The sequence below is a fragment of the uncultured Methanobrevibacter sp. genome (assembly GCF_902764455.1).
Lineage (GTDB): Archaea > Methanobacteriota > Methanobacteria > Methanobacteriales > Methanobacteriaceae > Methanocatella.
In genome coordinates this window covers 91,798-109,608 of sequence record NZ_CACWVY010000010.1, presented here as the reverse complement: position 1 = coordinate 109,608, position 17,811 = coordinate 91,798, and the positions used below count along the sequence as shown (strand labels likewise).

General features: G+C 34.3%; 19 protein-coding genes. 7 read left to right on the top strand and 12 right to left on the bottom strand.

What is annotated here, in order from left to right; all coding sequences use genetic code 11:
* Positions 1-1,116: 1,116 nt before the first annotated feature.
* The 4 genes from QZU75_RS03910 to cfbD all read right to left on the bottom strand — a co-directional run bounded on the left by QZU75_RS03910 (position 1,117) and on the right by cfbD (position 4,686).
* A complete protein-coding gene (locus QZU75_RS03910; protein WP_296881648.1) occupies positions 1,117-1,554 on the bottom strand; it encodes a hypothetical protein in 438 nt (145 codons plus the stop codon).
* Positions 1,555-1,652: 98 nt separating this feature from the next.
* A complete protein-coding gene (locus QZU75_RS03905; RefSeq protein WP_296881646.1) occupies positions 1,653-3,017 on the bottom strand; it encodes an AIR synthase-related protein in 1,365 nt (454 codons plus the stop codon).
* A gap of 2 nt (positions 3,018-3,019) precedes the next feature.
* On the bottom strand, positions 3,020-3,616 hold the full coding sequence (hisH, locus tag QZU75_RS03900) for an imidazole glycerol phosphate synthase subunit HisH (RefSeq protein WP_296881654.1): 597 nt from the start codon (positions 3,614-3,616) through the stop codon (positions 3,020-3,022).
* Complete coding sequence (gene cfbD / locus QZU75_RS03895) at positions 3,613-4,686, bottom strand: Ni-sirohydrochlorin a,c-diamide reductive cyclase catalytic subunit (protein WP_296881645.1); 1,074 nt, start codon at positions 4,684-4,686, stop codon at positions 3,613-3,615. The genes hisH and cfbD overlap by 4 nt, the downstream gene beginning before the upstream one ends.
* 89 nt (positions 4,687-4,775) lie before the next feature.
* Here cfbD and QZU75_RS03890 point away from each other — a divergent pair, with 89 nt between their 5' ends.
* Both QZU75_RS03890 and QZU75_RS03885 read left to right on the top strand, forming a co-directional pair.
* Entirely contained in the window at positions 4,776-5,174 is a 399-nt protein-coding gene (locus QZU75_RS03890; protein WP_296881644.1) for a C-GCAxxG-C-C family protein, read from the top strand.
* Positions 5,175-5,430: 256 nt separating this feature from the next.
* Positions 5,431-6,138, top strand: coding sequence for a hypothetical protein (locus tag QZU75_RS03885; RefSeq protein WP_296881643.1), 708 nt, complete (start codon positions 5,431-5,433; stop codon positions 6,136-6,138).
* 155 nt (positions 6,139-6,293) lie between these two features.
* Here QZU75_RS03885 and QZU75_RS03880 read toward each other — a convergent pair whose 3' ends face one another.
* Together QZU75_RS03880 and QZU75_RS03875 are read right to left on the bottom strand one after the other, a co-directional pair.
* Positions 6,294-7,655 (bottom strand): MATE family efflux transporter, encoded by a 1,362-nt coding sequence (locus QZU75_RS03880; RefSeq protein WP_296881642.1) that lies wholly within the window; start codon positions 7,653-7,655, stop codon positions 6,294-6,296.
* A gap of 222 nt (positions 7,656-7,877) precedes the next feature.
* Positions 7,878-8,423 (bottom strand): DUF2115 domain-containing protein, encoded by a 546-nt coding sequence (locus tag QZU75_RS03875; RefSeq protein ID WP_296881640.1) that lies wholly within the window; start codon positions 8,421-8,423, stop codon positions 7,878-7,880.
* A 115-nt stretch (positions 8,424-8,538) separates the two neighbouring features.
* Between QZU75_RS03875 and QZU75_RS03870 the strand changes: the two genes are divergently transcribed.
* Complete coding sequence (locus tag QZU75_RS03870; RefSeq protein WP_296881639.1) at positions 8,539-8,754, top strand: hypothetical protein; 216 nt, start codon at positions 8,539-8,541, stop codon at positions 8,752-8,754.
* Positions 8,755-8,800: 46 nt separating this feature from the next.
* Here QZU75_RS03870 and QZU75_RS03865 read toward each other — a convergent pair whose 3' ends face one another.
* From QZU75_RS03865 to QZU75_RS03850, 4 genes are read right to left on the bottom strand one after another with little or no spacing between them, the layout of a single operon-like run.
* Positions 8,801-9,814 (bottom strand): SLC13 family permease, encoded by a 1,014-nt coding sequence (locus tag QZU75_RS03865; protein ID WP_296881638.1) that lies wholly within the window; start codon positions 9,812-9,814, stop codon positions 8,801-8,803.
* A 15-nt stretch (positions 9,815-9,829) separates the two neighbouring features.
* Entirely contained in the window at positions 9,830-10,144 is a 315-nt protein-coding gene (locus tag QZU75_RS03860) for a TIGR04076 family protein (protein ID WP_296881637.1), read from the bottom strand.
* Positions 10,131-10,700: a DUF6434 domain-containing protein gene (locus QZU75_RS03855; protein ID WP_296881636.1), complete on the bottom strand. Its 570-nt coding sequence runs from the start codon at positions 10,698-10,700 to the stop codon at positions 10,131-10,133. Before QZU75_RS03855 ends, QZU75_RS03860 begins: the two co-directional genes overlap by 14 nt.
* 31 nt (positions 10,701-10,731) lie before the next feature.
* Entirely contained in the window at positions 10,732-11,922 is a 1,191-nt protein-coding gene (locus QZU75_RS03850; RefSeq protein WP_296881635.1) for a redox-regulated ATPase YchF, read from the bottom strand.
* Between the two features lie 76 nt (positions 11,923-11,998).
* Here QZU75_RS03850 and QZU75_RS03845 point away from each other — a divergent pair, with 76 nt between their 5' ends.
* Together QZU75_RS03845 and QZU75_RS03840 are read left to right on the top strand one after the other, a co-directional pair.
* Positions 11,999-12,868, top strand: a complete 870-nt coding sequence (locus tag QZU75_RS03845; protein WP_296881634.1) for a metallophosphoesterase — start codon at positions 11,999-12,001, stop codon at positions 12,866-12,868.
* Positions 12,865-14,988, top strand: a complete 2,124-nt coding sequence (locus QZU75_RS03840; RefSeq protein ID WP_296881633.1) for a phage holin family protein — start codon at positions 12,865-12,867, stop codon at positions 14,986-14,988. Before QZU75_RS03845 ends, QZU75_RS03840 begins: the two co-directional genes overlap by 4 nt.
* Here QZU75_RS03840 and QZU75_RS03835 read toward each other — a convergent pair.
* Together QZU75_RS03835 and QZU75_RS03830 are read right to left on the bottom strand one after the other, a co-directional pair.
* A complete protein-coding gene (locus QZU75_RS03835) occupies positions 14,977-15,822 on the bottom strand; it encodes a hypothetical protein (protein WP_296881632.1) in 846 nt (281 codons plus the stop codon). The genes QZU75_RS03840 and QZU75_RS03835 overlap by 12 nt on opposite strands.
* Position 15,823: 1 nt before the next feature.
* Positions 15,824-16,606: a protein-ADP-ribose hydrolase gene (locus QZU75_RS03830; RefSeq protein ID WP_296881631.1), complete on the bottom strand. Its 783-nt coding sequence runs from the start codon at positions 16,604-16,606 to the stop codon at positions 15,824-15,826.
* 123 nt (positions 16,607-16,729) lie between these two features.
* Between QZU75_RS03830 and QZU75_RS03825 the strand changes: the two genes are divergently transcribed.
* The gene (locus tag QZU75_RS03825; RefSeq protein ID WP_296881630.1) at positions 16,730-17,110 is read left to right on the top strand and encodes a helix-turn-helix domain-containing protein; all 381 of its coding nucleotides are present in this window, start codon (positions 16,730-16,732) and stop codon (positions 17,108-17,110) included.
* A 1-nt stretch (position 17,111) separates the two neighbouring features.
* Positions 17,112-17,750, top strand: a complete 639-nt coding sequence (locus QZU75_RS03820) for a cobalt-precorrin-7 (C(5))-methyltransferase (protein ID WP_296881629.1) — start codon at positions 17,112-17,114, stop codon at positions 17,748-17,750.
* Positions 17,751-17,811 lie beyond the last annotated feature (61 nt).

Sequence of the window (17,811 nt, the reverse complement as noted above, 5' to 3'; positions counted from 1 at the left end):
GTCAATGGGAGATAGCTTGGTAAACCTTATGTTGAAAAAAAACATAACAGCCCAAGAACAAATTACAAAAATGGTACAAACATTAAGTAATAGACTATATAACTAAAAAATGATATGACAAAATATCCTCATCTAAAACTAATTAAAAGAATTATATAAAAGTGAGTGCATTAAAATAAGTTAATCAATGCCTACAACATGAAAAACATGCTCGAACAAGTAGACACTGAATAATCTCATTTATCAAAATTAGAATTTAAGTACCCAGAAGTGGACTTTAAACTCTAATGGGTATTATGAAATAAATTATATATAAAGTTTATTATTTTTTAATTTATAAATTGCAGGAAGTGTTCTTTACAGATAAACAAACCCAAACATAACCCATTAAGGCTATCGATAAACAATCACCACAATATTGAAGATTCCTACAATTTAAAGGAGAAATCATTTATGCATCGGATTAATTATAAATAATCCATATGATAACAAATGCCATACCCCACGTTATAATGGTGTATATGAGCATTGCGACCCAAAATTTCTTTTGGATACCCATAAGGATTCCTCCATTTTGATAAATGAGATTTGCCAATTAGAAAGTTCATTAGAACAGATGTTCTAAATTCCCACACAGGCAATATTATCTTGTTCGGAATAATACCTCCCCCTATTGGATTAAGAGTTTGATTATCCCCATATTTAATTTTTATAGCATAAATAATTTTATTTTAGGTTATACTCAACTAAAAATTGCTTTTATTGTGTAAAAAGTAATTAATACTATAAAAATGTAGAAAAAGCGAATATAAACTATTAATGAAATTTTTAAGCCCTGAACTTGATAGAATTAAGAAATGTTTAAAAACTGACAGACACTTAAACATTAAGTGAAAGATTGGAAGGTAAAACCTTTTAGAGGTTTAGCCTACAAGCTCTTGTCGCCACAGGTGACGACTTTCCATAATTTATTATGGCCAATTAGGTGACTGTAGGTTCTTCATTCTTCATATACTCTTTTTATACTTTTATTTTGAATTAAATCAATGAATTCACTATTGTTTCACGATAGCATGCACTAACATCTGCAGGTAATGTGTTTGTAGTTCTTAATTATTACCATACATACAAAGTGTATGAATAATCACCATATGACCTTGAAGCCACTGAAACCTCACGAGCATTATCAAAATTACCTGATGAGGCCAATACTTTTCCTTTCAATTTATTATTTTCACAAAACTTATAATTCGTTAATTTATAGCCATCCAGTTTATCCCTGCAAATGTCTGAAACTTCGTTAACGGATTTTTTTGAATTTCTATTATCCTTTAAAATTGATGAAATTTCACCCAAAAAGCTCTGGTCTGTGAAATTAATTTTTCTAGACAACAGCTCCATCGTGTCCTGAGCCGATTTTACATCATGTGTTTCATAAGAATAATCAGGACCAGGAATTGATATTACAGTATTAACAACCAATACTACCGCTAAAAGAATAAAAACTGCAAGTATTGACTCAATTAAATAAAAGCTTCCTTTCTCATCTGTCATGAGTTAAAATTGGAAGTTGAAGTAAATAAAAAATAGGGAAGTGCGATTATATGCTTTTGTGCAAAATCGCAGATTAAAGTTAAAAAATATTAATTTTTTTATTGTCCACGGATATGTTTAATAACCTTATCCTTTTTAGCAATAGCTGCATCTGAAGCTTTTTGAACTTTTTCTTTCATTTCTTCAAAGTCTTCAGGAGTTGTTTCACCAACAAGCTTTTTAATTTTTGTATATGCGGCTTCTCTAAATAAAGGAACAAGTTTTTCCTCAGTTGAATCCTCTTTAATCAATATTGGCTCGCCGGAGTTGTTGACCTCACCAATTTCAGATATTGCAACATCATATTTGGCTACTGCCTTTTTAATGTCTTCAACAATTTCAGGAGGTGCGATTAACATTAACGAATCGGTTGACACACCTAATGGGTCAATGTTTAATGTTTCAAGCATGTTCAATACATTTGGAGCAACCATCTGTCTAATTTCTTTTTCATAAAACTCAAGACCTACTCCTGTTGTATTTGAGATTTCATGAGCATCTCCTCTAAGACCACCATTTGTTACGTCAGTCATTGCATGAATATCCTTGACCAGATCAGCTTCAAACAATGCATGTGATGCCTGAACAAAATTAACATTCATAGTATCCCACACAACATCAAAGAAACCGTTGTAAAGAGCTGTAGTTGTTATTGTTCCTCCACCTGAACCTTCTGTTAAAAGAATTATGTCTCCTTCAGTTGCGCCTTTTCTTGCTGTTGGAGGATATGCGGATACTCCCACACTTCCGACTGCGGATACAAATCTGTCACCTAAAACCATGTCTCCGCCGACACGAAGAGTACTTCCTGCAACGATTGGAACATCTACAAGTTCGGATACTGCTGCAACACCTGCTGTAAAGTCAAATATTTTTGCAACATCACCGTCGTCTGCAAGGTGAACATCACTTAAGATTGCAACAGGGTCAGCTCCCATTACACAGACGTCTCTAAGAGTTGCTCTTGTTACATGAAAACCGCCCAAGAACGGATATTCACTTAAACGTGAGTGTATTCCGTCAACTGCAGTTGTAATATAAACTTCATCATTTTTAATTGGAGCTTTAACAACACCACCGTCATCCTGTTCTGAAGGATTGACCAAAGAGGCAGTGTTTGTTGATGATACAATTTCAGCTATTTTCCTGTGTACGAAAAAGTCACCTGCACCCCGGGATCCGACTCCCATCTCACCCATAAGCACATCTGCCTTATTTACACTGGCAATTTCTTTTAAGAATTCATCATCACTTTGTCTAAGTTTTAGTGTTGTTCCAACTTCATCAATTACTGCTTTTGCCATTTCTAATGAATTTTCTTCATTGATATTTTTGTATTCTCTTATCCTTACAGCTAAAATTTCTGCTAGATCATCATAGTCATAATCATCAATTCTAGCCCTTACAAAGCCTTCAATATCCATATTTAAATCTCCAATTCAGTAAAATTTTTTAAAATCTTAAGTCCTGCCTTTCCGCTTTTTTCCGGATGAAACTGTGTTGAAAACAGGTTGTTTTGAGACAAACTGGCTACAACTTCGCCTCCATACTCACAGGTTCCGGCAATTATGCTTTCATCATCAGGAATTACATGATAAGAATGAACAAAATAAAAGTATTCTCCATCTATGCCATCTAAAATTGGTGAGCTGTTTTTAACATTCAATTTATTCCAGCCCATGTGAGGTATTTTAACTCCTTCAGGGAGCAATTCCACATGACCTTTAAACAAATCCAGTCCTTTAACGCCAGGCGCTTCTTCACTTTCACTCATTAACACCTGCTGGCCAAGACATATTCCCAAAAATGGTTTGCCGTCATGGACATGTTCATAAATAACATCTTCAAAGGGTTTTAAATTCTCCATAGCGCTTCCAAATGCTCCAACACCGGGAAGAACCAGATAATCACTGTTCGCAATAACCTCCTTGTCATCAGTTATTCGATAGTCTATGCCAATCTTTTTAAATCCATTTGAAATGCTTTTTAAATTTCCGCTTTTATAATCTATAATTGTAATCATTCGTTTAACCATCCAATAGCTGCTCTAATCATTCCGCCAAAGTCTGAAAGTACTATTTCATCAGTTCCTAAAGTTTTTGAGTGGGCATCCAATTCTGCAACAACGTGAGTATATCCCAAATCTTTAAGAGGTTCCACCAAACGTGGCCCGTCAGTAATTGCAACAGATTCCGTGTCAAAATCTTCAATTGGAAATGCATGAGGCACACCAAATACCACAATTAAATCCAAATCCTTATCTTTCAGATAATTTGCCGCCACATCAGCGGTAATCGGATATTCATCAAGCCCTCCGGTAATGCAGTCAATTTCCATAGGAAGTTCCTCTTTGATATTTTTTGCATGGCCTCTGATTCTTGGCAAACCTATGTTTTCATCCAGATTAGCTACAATAACCGGCTTGTTGTCAGCGTTAATGTCAGTGTAGTTAAAGTTAATGATATCTGCAAAGAGATATGCTGTTTCTTTTTTGGCATTATGGACAAAAGCCACTTTTTTACCATCCTTAATGGCGCCGACAACTATTTTTGCAACTTTTTCCTTTGAATCTCCGAAGTTAGGTTTAATGTATTTTCCCTGTGCCATTCCACGGGTTTTTTCAACTTCTGTTGCCTTTTCAAGCATTTGAATTTGTCTGTCGGCTTCCTGCTGAGGTATCACTCCGCATTCAACAGCAGATTCCAGAACCATTATGGCCCCAACAGTATTGTCGCCTTCCCCTGATCCCCCATGGGATTCAACAGGAATTACAGTACAAGGCAAGTCGGCATTAGATATAGCCTCTTTTAAATCTTCACCGATAATCATACTTGCACAGGTACCTACAACACCCATCAATTTTGGATTAAACATGTCATAAGCCTTAACTAAAGTTTCTTCAAGTTTTTCGCCTGCACCTAATATAAAATCATTTTCTGCCATTGCTGTTGTTAGAACTCTAACGCCGTCACTTTCTAAAAGCCTGCCAGTTCTAAAACAGCAACCGTTCGGCCCGTGCATAACAATAACATCAACGTTCATGTCCCTTAATGTGTAAAGAGATGCTGCAATTGGACTTGGTCTCGGATGCATTTTTTTATCAACTCACAAATTTTAATAAATAATTATTTAAAATTTGTTGTTAATAAAATTAATTAACTTATTATAGGGAGATTGTTTTTATGAAACTTGATAAAAAAATTTTAGAGGAAAAAATCAGAGAATACCGGGAATTTAAAAGTTGTTCCGAGTCTACTTTAATGGCTCTTTGTGAAACAGCCAACGTCGATATCACACAGGCAGAAATGGTGAAACTGGCCTGCGGATTTGCAGGAGGAATGGGCGGAACATTTGATGAAGGAACATGCGGTGCCGTTACAGGTGCATTAATGGCCAACGGATTAATATTGGATGACCCTTCAGAAATTAAAGCCAATGCAAAAGAGATTTTTAACGCATTTAAAGCAGAATATGGAAGTGTCTGCTGCGGTACAATAACAAACAACGGAGAAGACAAATCCCCTTGTGTTGACTGCTGTGTATTTATTGCAAACAAATTGGCTGATTTACTTGATAAATAGTTATTCAGAAGAATTTGAGCATTATGATTTTTAAGGAAGACTTTGAAAAAGAAGTTGAGAAATGTGAAAGCACGCCCACATTGAAGAGGAAATAACAGATCCGACATTAATAGAAATAGACAGACTTTTTGGCGTTGCAGACCATTTAAGCATTAATCATTCCCAAAAACATCATAATACTCTTTTATATATGTCAATCAACACCGCAACGATTGTACTCTGCTTTCTTATATACGATGAGGTCGAACAGCACCTGATGATTTTTGCGATAATGTTTTTAATCATAGCGCTGTACTATCTTTACAAACGCTCACAAAAAGAAAGCTTTCACAAAAAATATATAGATTACCGAGTGGTTGCAGAAACGCTTCGTGTTAAATATTATCTCATGAAATCAGGGACAGAACAGTCTGTAAGCGAACTTTTACCATGGTTTACAGATATAAGAATTCCAATGATTAAAGAAATTCTTTCAGAATTGCCTAAAACATCCGCAACTAATGAACTTATTAAGGAATGTTGGGTAATAGACCAGAAAAATTATCACAAGAACGCATACAAAGATGCTAAATCCAAAAAACAAAGAAACGACCGCTGGGAAAAAATTGCATTATATGCAACCGTATCTGTTTACGGATTTACACTGATTTTTGAAATCTGCATGTTATTTTCACCTGCAAACACAGACACTGCGAATCAGATTCGTACAATACTGAAAATTGCAGTCGGTCTTTCATCGGTAGTGACAATATTGCTTGCAAACTACTATGGAAAGATGTCTCTTTCAAGCAAAAGCCAGGAATATTTGAGAATGTTCTGGCTGTATGAAAGGATTGAAAATGAAATGGAAACAAAAGGCGAAAGTGATGAGATAATCATCTATCTGGCAAAGCAATTTTTAATTGAAAATGCCATCTGGTATTCGCACCAAAAGAAAAATGAAGCAGATTTCGTTGTTGAATAATAATCCTGATACTTCAAGCATCACCTATGAAAATAATTAACGGGAAATTACATTAACGAAAAGCATTTGAAAAATCAAAGCTGATTAAGATTGGGGATATATATGCCCAAAGCCAAAACAAGTCATTAAAGCAAAATCTCAGCCGTTAATGTTAACTAATTCATAGTTGTTTTTAACTTGTTGATTGTGTATCTTGCATATGTGAAGTTTAAAATTGACGCTAGCATCCTACCTACAGCAAGACCCATCCAGATACCAGTCAAACCCCAGTTAAATACAATTCCAAAAAGATAAGTGAAACTTACAGTAAAAATCAGTTCCCTTATGATTGTCCATGCAAGACTTGTTGTTCCACGGCCGATTCCCTGGTATAAAAAACTTGAAGGCATACCGATTCCAACCAGAAGCAAACCGAATGAAGCAATCCTTAGGAAATTAGTAATTTCCGGAATTAACGGAGCAGTTTCAGGAGTATATGCAAAAATCATTGATAACTGAGGTGCAAATATTACAAGTATCATTGTAATTACCACTGAAATCATAAGTGCGAATTTGGTACCGTAAATATGGGTTCTTGAAAGATAATCCCAATTTCTAGCACCATAAGCACTTCCGCTGACAGCGGCAACCGCACTTGCAATTGCAGTTAAAGGCATTATACCGAATAAGTACAATCTTTGGCCTGATGTGAATGCCGCAATACCATATTCACCGCCGATTGATGAAATAAATATTAAATAGAAGCTCATTGCAAGAGACATCATGAACATATCCAGAGAAGCAGGAATACCCACTTTTAAAATATCTTTGGCAATTTCCCATTCAAACTTAAAATCCCTCAGATTGACATCGACATAAGTGTCTTTTTTTATTAAAATCCAGTACATGATAACAAATGCAGAACCCATTGAACTTACGATTGTTGCAAGGGAAGCTCCTGCTGAACCAAGATTTAAAACATAAATGAAAATAGGATCCAAAATAAAATTCAAAATCACAGAAACGATAATAGCATACATTGCCCTTTTCATATCACCTTCACCACGAAGAATACCGCTTGCGCCGTTTGCAAACATGAATGCGAACAATCCTGAAAACAGAGGAGTTGCATAGTTGATTGCTTCAACCAGTGACTGGTCGTTTGCACCGTAAGTCTCAAGCAAAGGCTTTTGAATTAAAAGCAATGTTACTGTCAACACAATTGAAGCTAGTAAAAATATCAAAAGAGAATGAGCTGCCGATTTACTTGCCTTTTCATGATTTTTAGCTCCGACAGCACGACTGATACTGCTTGTTGCACCGTTTCCAAGTCCAACACTAAATCCATTTAAAATCATGAAAATAGGAGTTACAAAACCAATACCTGCAATAGCCGCCTGACCGAGCCCTGCAACCCAAACACCATCAATAATATTATATGATGCTGTTAAAATCATTGATATCATAATGGGAATTGCTAGTTTTTTAATTGCAATTTCCGGCTCTCCCCTCATTAACTCGACATTTTTATTAGCCATATTTATCAATGTTAAATATACACTTTATATAATATAAGCCTATTTATAAATGAAAATCCATTCAATTAAATGAGAGTTTCAGACAAAAGTATTCTTAATTTAACTGGAACTGACATTAACATCAAGCATCTGAAAAATCAAAGTTGATTAAAAACAAGGATATATATCCCCAAATCAAAATAGGCTAAAAATGGCTAAAACATAGCCGTTAATGTAAAAAATCTAAAATTCAAGCTGCTCTGCAATGCACATTTTACAAACTGCATTTGGAGATTCAAGATTTGCATCCTTTACAGGACAATAGAATTTTCCGTCTTTTTCTTCAACTTCCAAAGATCCTGGAAAGGGAGTGCCTACCGGATGAATCGGTTCCTCCAAAACAAATGTGGTATACAGTGAAATAATTCCATATATTAACGGAAATTTAGTTTTTGAAGTGAATGATTCCACATCATGATATGATTTCAATGTAGCAACCGCATCGATGAACTCTTCCTTATTAACTTTCTTGTCATGATGGGTATTATCGCTGTGAACATCCTTGATGCGGCCCAAAAAATATTTGGCATAAACGCCGTGACTTTTCTTTTTATAGCTGTCCTGAACGTATTTGCTTTCTTCCATCATTTCCGCATTAACTGCCATCAAATCGAATACTGAAATGGTTTCGCAATATTTTTTTAAGATATCAAGAATAGACTGTGAAGAGACATATTCCTCACCGGAAATCACATTTGAAAAATCATCATACATTTCACTGCCGTTCATAGAAATAATTATAATTCCAATAAATAAAAAATTTTCCAACAAATTAATCAGTGAAAAACTTTATAAATTAATCCATATAAAAATTACATTAATTGAAAAAAATGGAAGAAAAAATATGTTAAAAGCAATTATTGGAGCAGTATTGTCCTTTTTAGTTCCAGGTTTGGGTCAAATTATTGCTAATAAATATAAGACTGGAGTAATATTTTTAGTCATATGGATTTTACTAGGCGTTATTGCAACATTCATATTCCAACACTGGATTGTCAGAATTATTGACTTATTATTCTGTATATTTGCAGCGTATGATGCTTATGTAAGACTTAGATGAAAAATTAATCTAATTTTTCATTAACACTTTTTTTTAACACCACAAGCTAAATTAAAAAACAAACACCCAACAAAATTACTAAAAGAACAACATTTAAAATCGTGAATACAAATAAATACTTAATTTTAAAATCCTTATGCTCACGGACAATGATTTTATAGGAAATCAGATTTGCCATAGATGCAATAAGGGTTCCAAATCCGCCCAGATTAATTCCTACAATAATAGCTTCATAGTTATTGCTGAAACCGCTCAGCAGAATTGCAGCAGGAACATTGGAAATTATCTGAGATGAAACAACGCCGCATAAAACTTCATTGCCCGTTATCCACTGTTTAAAAAACAAATTAAAAAATGCAATGTTTTCCAGATTGCCAATCAGAATAAATAATGCAATGAAAGTTAAAAGCAGATAATAATCCACACCGAAAAATACCTTTTTAAAGAAATTTTCATGACTTACATTAACATTTTCCATTTTAGGATGTGAAATACTCTCTTTTTTAATAAAAAATGACAATGCAAACAGGAATATTGCAGACACTATGATATAAGGAAGAAGTATCATGAAAAAGGATTCGAATGGAATATTTGATGATGTGTACAAAACAATATTATGAGGAGCTCCAATAGGAAGGACCATACATCCGATATTGGCTGCAATAGTCTGTAAAGAGACTGTAAATATTATCAAATCAAGTCTGTCAACTTTTTCTAAAGCCAAAATAGCAAATGGCACAAATATAATTAACGAAACATCATTGGTAATAAATATGGAACTTAAAAAAACAATAAAAACCAAAAGCAATACAAGCTGACGGGTGTTTAGGATTTTAATCAGCAATCTGCGAACCAATAACTCAAAAATAGACAAATTTTTAAGAACTTCCACAATAAGCATGATTACAAAAAGCAATATGATTGTATCCCAATTAATGTAATTTAAATAATTAAAACTGGGTTTGACAAAAAAACAAGAAATAATGGCCAATATTAATGATATGACAAATATTATCTCATTTTTTGCAAAATCAGAAAGTTTCTCACTAAATTTACCCATTTTATCATTGCTTAATTAATCTGCATCCTCTTCCATAGTTTCCAAAAGAAAACTTACCGGACGAAATCCGTCATTGCAGGATATCATAGCTGATTTTTTATTTTTCATCCATCCATCGTAAAAATCACTGGCTCCGTTAGCCAATGCCAATACAAATGGTGAAAGGCTCTCCCAAGCACTATCACAGAAGTTATCAGGTTTCATCCAGCCATTTGCAATGAAAACCTGGCCTTCATCAACATCACACTCATGTTCCAGAGGATTTTCGTATTTTTCAATCAAATCATCATGCCTAACTTTTCTCATGACGGTAATCTTAACTTTTTTCATTTAATATCTCCAAATCGCTTTTTTCATATTTGTTATGGCCTTTAAGAGATTTTTTGTATTTCCAGCATTTAATTGCATCATCCAATGACTTATCATCATTGTTCTGGAAGAAATCCCTAATGTATTGATTATACTGAAACTGTTTGCCTATTTCAGTTTTTTCATTTGAATTTTGAATTTCATGATATGCCGCAACTGCATCACGATAGGTTTTATCAGGATTTGATTTCAGCCATTTTTGAAATTTAACCTTAAATTTAAAGCCAGAGCCTATTTCTTTTTCAAAAAATAATCTTTTATCTTCACTGCACTTAAAATTTTCACCCAATTTAGAATCCAATGTAATTTCAGATGTTGCTTTAATTGAAGATTTCTTTACAACCGGTTCTTCTAACTCTTCACCGGTTTTTAAATAATGAACAATACGGTTTTCCAAATCTTGCTTGCTGCCGCTTACTTTTAATCCTTCGGATTTGCAAAAGTCTTTTAGCTCTTCTTTTAAAAAATAGTATTGAGCGAATTCTTCGGGATTTAACTCCTTAGTTAATTTTACCATGAAAATCTTAAAAATAAAAAAAGTAGAGGATTTAACCTCTAGTCACTATACTGATAATGTCTCCGTCCTGGAGCTCATAATCACTGGCTACACGCATTTTCTTTCTTGCATCAACTGCATGCATGAACTTGTCTCCGATATCTGTGTGGACAATATATGCCAGTTCCTTAGGTGTTGAACCTTTAGGAACCAGAAATCCATCAGGCAGGACATTACCTTTCTGGTCAGTATATTTATTCTCATCCTGAACAGGATATACGACAATCCTGTCTAAGAGTTCAAAAATTCCATAATTTAAAGCATCCTGTACACCTGTACTTCCATAAACATCCAAAATGTTTGTCTGAATATATTCAAGAGCTTTAAGTTGATTTGGATTTAACTCGTCAGGTTTTAAAATGTCAAAATGATCATCACCAGACATATAGCTGATTAAACCAGCTTCAGCAGCCCTTACAAGAGCAATTTCAGATTCTGCAGAAGTTGCAATAACATTCGGATATTTTTCTTTGATTCTTTCTATGTTTTCCTTTGATGTAGGCAGGTCGGCTTTGTTTGCAATAATCATCATCGGTTTTGCAATGTGCAGGATATTTCTTGTAAGTTCAATCAGGTCTTCTTCTTCCCATTTATTGTAATCAGGCTCAACTGTTCTTTTTGCTTCAATAATATCTTCAATAGCTATTCCGGTACCTGACAGCTGGTCATACAATACTTTTGCAATATCCAAGTGTTCAGCACCTACTTTTCTTATGAGCCTTACCCAATTTTTGGACAATATTCCATACATCCACATTACGATTTCATTTTCCAAAAATTCCAAATCATCAAGAGGATCATGACTTCCAGGGTCAACCGGATTTCCTTCAAGGTCTGTTGAACCGGAAGCATCAATAACATTAATGAATACTTTAGCTTGCATTAAATCGTCTAAAAACTTATTACCTAATCCTTTTCCTTCATGTGCTCCAGGAACCAATCCTGCAACATCAATCAATTCAATCGGAAGTAATCTTTTTCCATCAATACAAATTGAATTGTGAGGATTGCATGTAACACCCAATTCCTTACATGGACAATCTTTAATAACATGCGCAACAGCCTTGTTTGCATCAATTGTTGTAAATGGATAATTTGCCATTTCCACAGCAGATGCTGTTGCTGAATTGAAAAAAGATGATTTTCCAACATTTGGTTTTCCACAAACTGCAATTTGAAGCATAATAATCACTTTTATAATAACATCTAAATGTATGTATTTAAAATTATAAATAGTTTCAGAAATAATTATTATAATAATGAAAGACGAAGATGTTGAACGTCCGCAAGGCATGAAAATCCGCCAGGGAATTCAAGACGCAATTACATTTTCACTGCCGGACAAAAAGTTTAATGAAAAGGAAATAGATTTGGTCGAAATAGACATTGAACTAAAAGATTTAGGTTGGAATTTTAACAATTTCAGGATTTTAAATCTGACTGATATTCATTTAGGCCAATGGATTAATCCGGAATATTTGGATGAACTTGTAGATTACGTCAATACTTTAAATGTTGATTTGATTACATTGACCGGAGATTATTTTTCATACAACCTACATGATTATGATGAAAGCCTTGAAAAATCTCTGAAGAAACTTGAAGCCCCATACGGCAAATTTGGAGTTTTGGGAAATCATGACCATTGGATGAGTGCTGAAAAAATAAGGACAATATTTAAAAATTCAGAGATAGTTGACCTGAGCAATGATGTTTATACTCTTAAAAAGGGTGAAGACTGTCTAAATATCTGTGGTGTGGACAGCTGTACAGTCTGTGCAGACAACCTGGATGAAGTAATCGCTAAACTTCCAAAAGGTATTCCAAGCATTTTACTTGCTCATGAGCCAGATTTCGCCAATGAATCTTCCCAAACAGGATTATTTGACCTTCAGATTTCAGGCCATTCCCACGGAGGACAGTTTATAATTCCAAAATTTGAAACAACACCATTCAGAGGACCAAACTCAACAAAATATCCGGTTGGACTTTACAAAGTTGGAAACATGACTCAATACACAAGTAAAGGCCTTGGTACAAATTCCTTCAGAATAAGAATTAACTGTAAACCTGAAATTACAATAATTTCCTTGAAAACCAGTAAAAAACAACGAATTAAGATAGAATGATTAAAAATCGGATAATTTCTTCCCTAAGGACAATAATTACTACCGGATTAATATTCATATCAAATGTTGTCACCATATATGCAGTGGACTATATCAGTACGGACTTTACAGTTGGTCCATGGTATAATGCAGTAATAATTGTAATAGCAATAGCTATAGCCAACGCACTATTATGGCCACTATTCAGACGATTTTTAATGAAGATTATCATTTTTACGTTCGGAGTCGGTTCAATTTTATTAAACGGATTTGTTTTTTATATTGTGACATATTTTATTCCCGGAGCACATGCCGGATTTTACGGAATTTTCCAGGCCCCTATAATGATGGCAGTAGTCACCACATTCGTTACAAACATCACACACACCAACTATTATGACAGCTACATTAAAAATATTTTAAACTATGCATTAAAACAAAAAACACCCAGCCAAAAAGTTTCATCAGGACTTATAATGATTGAAATAGATGGTCTTTCCATAAATACTCTAAAAAAAGCGATTTCAAAAGGAGTCATGCCGAATCTTGAAAAGTGGATGGATGAAAAAACACATACTCTTAAAGAATGGGAAACCGATTTGTCCTCTCAAACCGGAGCCAGTCAGGCAGGAATACTGCACGGCAACAATAAGGATATTGTAGCATACAGATGGGTTGAAAAGGAAAATGACAATAAAATTATCGTTTCAGGAAAATTAAGTGATGCACCGAAAATTGAAAAGGTTATAAGCAATGGCAAAGGTTTACTTACGAATGGAATCAGCATTACTAACATGTTTTCAGGAGACAGTAAAATCCACACATTAACATCATCAAAATTAAGAGGATTTACCTACGTACACAATAATACATTAAATACAGTATTTTTGGATGCCTATCACTTTCAAAGAGTATTTGTGCTGTTTTTATGGGACATGCTTCTGGAAATCAAATCTCAAATAGCCAATTATGTGAAAAAAAAGCATCCCCGCCTTAGAAGAACAATTGTTTATGCAGCCGTCAGAGCGGGAGCTAATGTGGTTTTAAGAGAAGTTACAACAGATGTTTTAATAAGTGAAATACTGAAAGGAGATATTGACAGCGCATATGCAACCTATATGGGTTATGACGAAATAGCTCATCACTCAGGAGTTCAGGACAATGACGTTTGGGGAGCTTTAAAAAACATCGATTTGCAGTTTTCAATCATCAAATCCGCAATAGAAATGAGTGACAGAGATTATCAGATTGTTGTTTTATCAGACCATGGCCAGTCAAATGGAGCCACATTCAAACAAAGATACGGAATTACACTAGGAAACTATGTGAGAAGATTCCTTCCTGACGATATGAAGGTATTTAAAAATGAATATAATATTGACCACTTTAGAGATGCAGTAATTCCTGAAAATAAACAAATAAGAAACATTAAAAATAAATTTGGAAATATTTCTGATGATTTATTTGAAGATAGAAAATCACTGCAGGACATTAAAGAAAATATTGACAATATGAAGCCTGCAATTATTTTTGAAAATGAAAAATACGAAAAACTGAAAAAAAGTTATTCCAACAGCCTGGATTATATTAAAGGCCATGAAAGTATTGAAATAAGTACAAAAAAAGCAAAGAATTCTGAATTAATTGTTTTAGGTTCTGGAAACCTGGGCCTTATTTATCTTACACAATGGAAAGAACGCCTGAACTATGAGGAAATTGTAATGCTCTTTCCTGATTTGATTCCGGGTCTTGTAAAACATTCAGGAATCGGATTTATTTTGGTCAATTCAATAGCAAACGGAGGAATGGTTATAGGGCAAAATGGAATTTATTATTTGGACAGTGACAGAGTGGTAGGTGAAAATCCTCTTAAAGGCTTTGGAAAAAATGCCCCTAAACATCTCAAACGCCAGAATTCATTTAAAAATATGCCGGATATCATGGTCAACAGTTTTTATGATGAAAAACATAATGAAGTGTGTGCATTTGAAGAACTGATTGGATCACACGGCGGTCTTGGAGGAGACCAGACCCGACCGTTTATATTATATCCTTCACAGTGGCAGGACCCCGGCGAACTTGTCGGTGCAGAATCCATTTACAGATTCCTTAAAAAAGAGGAAGAAATCCTAAATTCTTGAAAGCCAATTATCAAGGATATCCTCAATATTTTCATCAAAACTTATTGTTTTATCTTTATTTTCAGGAATTGCATCAGGAAAACCTTTATTCAATCTAATCAATGTTGCATTTTGATTATCATAAGTCATCTGTTCAAAAGGATATCTTATAATTGCAGGTGTATTAAAACCGACACCGCATTCCAAAAAGACAATATTTCCATCAGCTTTTTTTAAAAAATCAGCGTAATTTTTATGCATTTCATGCCATTTTTCATCTTCAACAAATAAATTGTCCTTTCTTAAATTAAGATCCATCTCCTCACCGCAGACAGGACATTCAGGTACCAGTTCTTTCGGAATTCTGAAATTTTCAGTTTTGTCAAGCCATTCAAATACCTGTGATTTGTTCGGATATAATTTTTTGTGACATGCTTTAGAACACTGAAGCAACCCGTAATCGCCCTGTGTTGCAAATATTTTAGAATCGTCAAAACCGTTTATCCAAAACTGATGCTCCACATTGGTTGTTAAAACAAAATAATTCTTATCTTCAACCAGTTTCAATAGCTTTTGATATACGTCAGTCTTACCTACATCATATCTGTTTGCAAAAATATGTCTTGCCCAATAAGCCCATTTTTCCTCAGAGCTTTTAAATGGGTAAAATCCTGATGAATACATGTCAGTAAATCCATATTCCTCAATGAAATCATCGAAATATTTCCTAAACCTTTCTCCAGTATAGTCAATCCCTGCTGCAGTTGAAAGGCCCGCACCTGCACCAATGAGTATATAATCAGCATTATCAATAGCTTTTTTAGCTTTATCCAGTCTTTGTACAAATTTTTCCATGTTAATCTCCAAATAATAATTTTTTATAAGTTAAATATGCGTCTTGTGAAAATACATTAAAAATTACATGTTTTAAGGTAGTTTCATTTGATTTTAAATATTCTTCTACAGTTTTTGTTGCGATTTGAGCTGCCAAATCCTGTGGAAAATTAAACACTCCAGTTGAAATTCCGCAAAAGGCCAATGATTTCAATTTATATTCACTGGCAATCTCCAGACATGACTGATAGCAACCTTTTAGGGCATCGCAATCCTTTTTAGATGGTTTTTTGCCTTGAGGAATTGCAGGACCCACAGTGTGAATCACATATTTTGAAGGCAGATTATATGCCTTTGTGATTTTGGCCTTGCCTGTAGCTTCATCATGACCCTGCACCTGCATAATTTCATCGCAGTCCTGTCTTAACTGCAGACCTGCAGCAGAATGGATTACATTGTCAATGCAGTTATGCATCGGTATAAAACATCCCAATAGCTTTGAATTTGCCGCATTGACAATTGCATCAACCTTTAAAGTAACAATATCACCCTGCCAAAGCATTATCTTACCATTTACATCCTCAATATCATCAGCTGACGTCAAGTCTTTGCTTAATGTCTCGGCGGTTAAAAAATCATCCTGAATTTTTAAAAATTCATCAGAAACTTCACAAGGCATTCTTATATTCATCAGTGCGCGAAGCAAATTTCTTTTATCCTGATAATTTTCCGGAATGTCAATCAGCTCATCACGTTCATCTATCAGGTAATTAATCAAATAATCCAATTGTTCTTCCCTATTCATTTAACCCCCTCCTAATTCGTTAATATTAATTTATTTTCACTATTTAAATGATTTTTGTAACTTTTAGGAAACCATGTAACCAAAAAGTAACTAATATATAATAATTAATCCAAATTATCAATTATGGAAGGGAAAATTGTATGTCCTGTCGACAGAACCTTGAATTTAATCAACAAGAAATGGATGGTTCAAATTATCAGAGACATGTTTTTTGGAAAAAAGCACTTTAAGGAATTTAAAGAAGACAAGCCTGATTTGAGCAATAAAGTTTTATCAAATTGCTTAAAAGAACTTGAAAAGAACGGACTGATTGAAAAACAGGTTTTAAATATAAGTCCCATAACTACAGAATATTATTTAACTGAATACGGCAAATCCCTCAATAAAATCATCTACGAACTCGCCATGTTTACACTACAGAATGATAAAGACCATAGTTACTCCGACGAGACACGTGATGCCCTGAAAGAATCATTTAAAGAAACTTTAGAGATTGATGATTAAAATGGATGGTAAAATTTATATTATTGGAATCGGACCCGGCGCAAGTGAATATCTGACTAAAAAAGCGATTGATACTGTTAAAGCAAGTGACTACACCGTTGGAAGCACACGTGCAATTGATCTGTTTGATGATGTGCAAAATACAATCGCATTCAATGTAAAGGAACTGATAAACACCCTGAAAAAAGGAGTCCAGCTGGCATGTGACGGAAATACCGTGTCAATTTTATCAACTGGAGACCCCGGTTTTTCAGGAGTTTTAAATACTGTTTTAAGATTATCAGGTGAATTAAACTTTCCTAAAGAAAATATTGAAGTCATACCAGGAATCAGCTCCCTTCAGCTTGCGGCTGCAAGATGCCATATCCAATGGGACAATGCAAATGTAATGACCTTCCACGGAAGGGAAAACATTGAAGACATCCTGCCAGTCATAAACAATGGAAAAGTGACAATAGCACTTCCTTCAAGAAAGGTAAAGGACATGGCCCAATTCCTTATTGACAATGGCGTTGAAGCAGACAGGAAAGTTGTAGTCTGTGAAAGGCTGAGTTACCCGGATGAGAGAATTGTTGAGTCCACCCTGAAAGAGATTGCTTCAAGTGAATTTACCTATATGTGCATAATTGTCATATATTAGGATTATTTATCCTCTAAATTCATTTTAAAAGTCATTTACTATTTAATTTTAAAAATAAAGT

Bases quoted from the DNA above. Each gene is read 5' to 3' on its own strand.
- QZU75_RS03910 (WP_296881648.1), bottom strand. From the start codon at position 1,554: ATGACAGATGAGAAAGGAAGCTTTTATTTAATTGAGTCAATACTTGCA.
- QZU75_RS03905 (WP_296881646.1), bottom strand. From the start codon at position 3,017: ATGGATATTGAAGGCTTTGTAAGGGCTAGAATTGATGATTATGACTAT.
- hisH (WP_296881654.1), bottom strand. From the start codon at position 3,616: ATGATTACAATTATAGATTATAAAAGCGGAAATTTAAAAAGCATTTCA.
- cfbD (WP_296881645.1), bottom strand. From the start codon at position 4,686: ATGCATCCGAGACCAAGTCCAATTGCAGCATCTCTTTACACATTAAGG.
- QZU75_RS03890 (WP_296881644.1), top strand. From the start codon at position 4,776: ATGAAACTTGATAAAAAAATTTTAGAGGAAAAAATCAGAGAATACCGG.
- QZU75_RS03885 (WP_296881643.1), top strand. From the start codon at position 5,431: ATGATTTTTGCGATAATGTTTTTAATCATAGCGCTGTACTATCTTTAC.
- QZU75_RS03880 (WP_296881642.1), bottom strand. From the start codon at position 7,655: ATGGCTAATAAAAATGTCGAGTTAATGAGGGGAGAGCCGGAAATTGCA.
- QZU75_RS03875 (WP_296881640.1), bottom strand. From the start codon at position 8,423: ATGAACGGCAGTGAAATGTATGATGATTTTTCAAATGTGATTTCCGGT.
- QZU75_RS03870 (WP_296881639.1), top strand. From the start codon at position 8,539: ATGTTAAAAGCAATTATTGGAGCAGTATTGTCCTTTTTAGTTCCAGGT.
- QZU75_RS03865 (WP_296881638.1), bottom strand. From the start codon at position 9,814: ATGGGTAAATTTAGTGAGAAACTTTCTGATTTTGCAAAAAATGAGATA.
- QZU75_RS03860 (WP_296881637.1), bottom strand. From the start codon at position 10,144: ATGAAAAAAGTTAAGATTACCGTCATGAGAAAAGTTAGGCATGATGAT.
- QZU75_RS03855 (WP_296881636.1), bottom strand. From the start codon at position 10,700: ATGGTAAAATTAACTAAGGAGTTAAATCCCGAAGAATTCGCTCAATAC.
- QZU75_RS03850 (WP_296881635.1), bottom strand. From the start codon at position 11,922: ATGCTTCAAATTGCAGTTTGTGGAAAACCAAATGTTGGAAAATCATCT.
- QZU75_RS03845 (WP_296881634.1), top strand. From the start codon at position 11,999: ATGAAAGACGAAGATGTTGAACGTCCGCAAGGCATGAAAATCCGCCAG.
- QZU75_RS03840 (WP_296881633.1), top strand. From the start codon at position 12,865: ATGATTAAAAATCGGATAATTTCTTCCCTAAGGACAATAATTACTACC.
- QZU75_RS03835 (WP_296881632.1), bottom strand. From the start codon at position 15,822: ATGGAAAAATTTGTACAAAGACTGGATAAAGCTAAAAAAGCTATTGAT.
- QZU75_RS03830 (WP_296881631.1), bottom strand. From the start codon at position 16,606: ATGAATAGGGAAGAACAATTGGATTATTTGATTAATTACCTGATAGAT.
- QZU75_RS03825 (WP_296881630.1), top strand. From the start codon at position 16,730: ATGGAAGGGAAAATTGTATGTCCTGTCGACAGAACCTTGAATTTAATC.
- QZU75_RS03820 (WP_296881629.1), top strand. From the start codon at position 17,112: ATGGATGGTAAAATTTATATTATTGGAATCGGACCCGGCGCAAGTGAA.